Genomic DNA, 2,678 nt, shown 5'->3' with positions numbered 1-2,678 from the left:
CGAGAAGAGCCATACATAAAGAAAGACGCTTTTCGGAATTATTTCTGAAAAGCGCCATATTGTGAAATACCAAACTTTTGATTAATTTACTCCAATCTTTTGCTTTGCAATTACCTAACAATTAGTTAACTAATTAAAAGGAAATGTAGTATATTTGATAAATTAAAGCCACAGCAATAACTATGGCTTTAATAAATATTTCTTTTGTTCCACCATCACTACTAAATTCCCTTGAACCCTTACACTATATTTCTATATAAGTTGATTTAGAATTATAATTGATTGCTATATTAAAAATCCACCATCAACCGTTAATTCAGTGCCTGTGATATAAGATGCTTCATCTGATAATAAGAAACATATTGCATTTGCCACTTCATGAGGTTTACCTAAACGTTTAATTGGTATCCCTTGCCTAATTCTTTCAACAGCTTCTGGTTCAGATTTTAAAAGAGGTGTATCAATAACACCAGGTAATACTGTATTAACTCTTATATTTTCCTCAGCATATTCAAGTGCTGTTGTTTTAGTCATACCATGCCCTCCATGTTTTCCTGCCGAGTATGCTAAATTGTAAACCATTCCTTTTTTTCCATATACCGAAGTCACATTTACAATTGAGCCACTTCCATTATTCAGCATGTGAGGAATCTCTGCCTTCATGGAATAGTATATTCCATCATAAACAATACCTGTGACTCTCTTATATTCCTCTACTGTTAAGTCTGCAGTTTTATCAAACTTTTGGTTCACACCTGCATTGTTTACAGCAAAATCTAACTTTCCGTATGTGCATACTGTTTCATCAACTGCTTTTTTTAATGATTCTGCGTCTGATACATCACATTGTATTCCTTTGGCATTACCTCCATCATCAACAATTTTTGAAACAACTTTATCAAGCTTTTTTTTTGTTCTCCCTACAACAACTACTTTCGCACCCTCATGTGCTAGTTTATATGCAGTGTATTCTCCCACTCCAGATCCACCACCAGTAATAAATGCAACTTTATTATTAAACCTCATAGTTATTCCTCCTATTTCATTTGACTAAGCATCATTCTATCAAACATTCTATCTGACAATAATCTTCTCATGTTCAACATAAGAGGACCACCAGTACCTATGCAATATCTTGTTTTTGGCTTACTTGCTGTGACAGCTTTTACAATTGTATTTCCTATAATGCTTGGGTCTGAACCTCTGCCTTCAAAGTTCTTAAGCATATTAGCATGCTTTTTTACTAAATCTCCATATACAGACTTACCAGATACTTTCAGCATATTTTCTCTAGCAATGCCATTCCATTCAGTTTTTATTGAACCTGGTTCTATGACAATTACATCAATTCCGAATTGTTTGAGTTCCATTCTAATACTATCACTCATTCCTTCTACAGCGAACTTAGCTGCATGATACCATGATCCATGAGGTTCACCTATTTTTCCACCTACAGAAGAAATATTTACTATTTTCCCAGATTTTTGTTTCCTCATATGTGGTAAAACTAATTGTGTCATCCTACCTAAACCAAAAACACATACTTCAAATTGACGTTTTGCTTCTGACATAGGTACATCTTCTAGAGCTCCATAAGAACCATATCCTGCATTATTTACTAGTACATCAATTCTTCCAGCTTCTTTGATTATAGTTTTTACACACTTCACCATTGACTCGTCATCTGTTACATCCAACGGAAGGGTTTTTACACCCTCCTTTTTTAGGCTTTCCATTCTATCAAGTCTTCTTGCTGCTCCATATACTACAAACCCTGCTTCCATTAAGCGTAGTGCAGTATCTTCACCAATACCTGATGATGCACCTGTTACCAATGCTATCTTCTTCATAATATAACCTCCTGATTTTTTTGGATAGATTAATCAATCCAATTTAAATAATTTTTTACTGCTTACATCGTAAGCAGCATTTTAATCTTTAATAGAATCCCAACAAATTTGTAAATAATCTAATTTATCTTTATCAGACAATCTATACTTTCCTGAATTAACACCTCTAGCCAATGACATAACTGATCCATTAATTGACTGAATCAATAATTCGATTTTACACTTTTTTAGCAGACCATTTTTTTGGCCAGTATCCAATAAGGTATATAATGCTTTATAAAAACCATCATCGTCTAAACCTACGATGGTTGCTGAGTCTGAATAAAAATAACTAAACTGTTCAACGAAATTCATTTCATCAATGTTATTAATACAAAAATCCAAATACTTTTCGACAAAATGATCAAATTGTTGTTTTATAGTATGATTTTCATTAAAGTCAGCTAAGACAACATGACTAATTTTTTTCCTCAAATCACAATATAAAACATATATTAGCTCATCCTTGCTTTTAAAATGATTATATAGTGTTCCATATCCTGCATTAGCCTCATTCAAAATGGTAGCCAATGTTAGACTTTGAAAACCACCTTTTATTATAAGGTTTAGTGTAGCTTTTAGTATATCATCTCTTTTGCTCATTATTCCCTCCTTTCGGATTGCTTAATCCAATTATAGATTGTTCAATCCAACATGTCAAGATAGTACTTAATTACATCACTAAAAAGACGCTGATCTCTATTTTCAGATTTGCGTCAGATTGGTGAAGATCAGCTCAACGCAAAGGGAGTAACTAATACCCACATTGTATTGTTGAATCATAACTTT

Annotated in this window: 3 protein-coding genes; all 3 read right to left on the bottom strand. The window is 33.0% G+C overall.

Going from position 1 to position 2,678, the window contains the following annotated elements; translation table 11 throughout:
* Positions 1–285 precede the first annotated feature (285 nt).
* Positions 286–1,026, bottom strand: a complete 741-nt coding sequence (locus SLH48_RS22120) for an SDR family NAD(P)-dependent oxidoreductase (RefSeq protein WP_320259899.1) — start codon at positions 1,024–1,026, stop codon at positions 286–288.
* Positions 1,027–1,037: 11 nt separating this feature from the next.
* Positions 1,038–1,853 (bottom strand): oxidoreductase, encoded by an 816-nt coding sequence (locus SLH48_RS22115; protein WP_320259900.1) that lies wholly within the window; start codon positions 1,851–1,853, stop codon positions 1,038–1,040.
* 78 nt (positions 1,854–1,931) lie between these two features.
* The gene (locus SLH48_RS22110; protein ID WP_320259898.1) at positions 1,932–2,492 is read right to left on the bottom strand and encodes a TetR/AcrR family transcriptional regulator; all 561 of its coding nucleotides are present in this window, start codon (positions 2,490–2,492) and stop codon (positions 1,932–1,934) included.
* Positions 2,493–2,678: the final 186 nt, after the last annotated feature.

It is taken from the genome of Cytobacillus sp. IB215316, assembly GCF_033963865.1.
Lineage (GTDB): Bacteria > Bacillota > Bacilli > Bacillales > SM2101 > Nanhaiella > Nanhaiella sioensis.
The sequence above is the reverse complement of the archived record's forward strand: the minus strand, read 5'-3'. Positions and strand labels throughout refer to the sequence as shown.

Excerpts from the sequence above, each read along its gene's own strand:
- SLH48_RS22120 (WP_320259899.1), bottom strand. The coding sequence starts at position 1,026 with ATGAGGTTTAATAATAAAGTTGCATTTATTACTGGTGGTGGATCTGGA.
- SLH48_RS22110 (WP_320259898.1), bottom strand. The coding sequence starts at position 2,492 with ATGAGCAAAAGAGATGATATACTAAAAGCTACACTAAACCTTATAATA.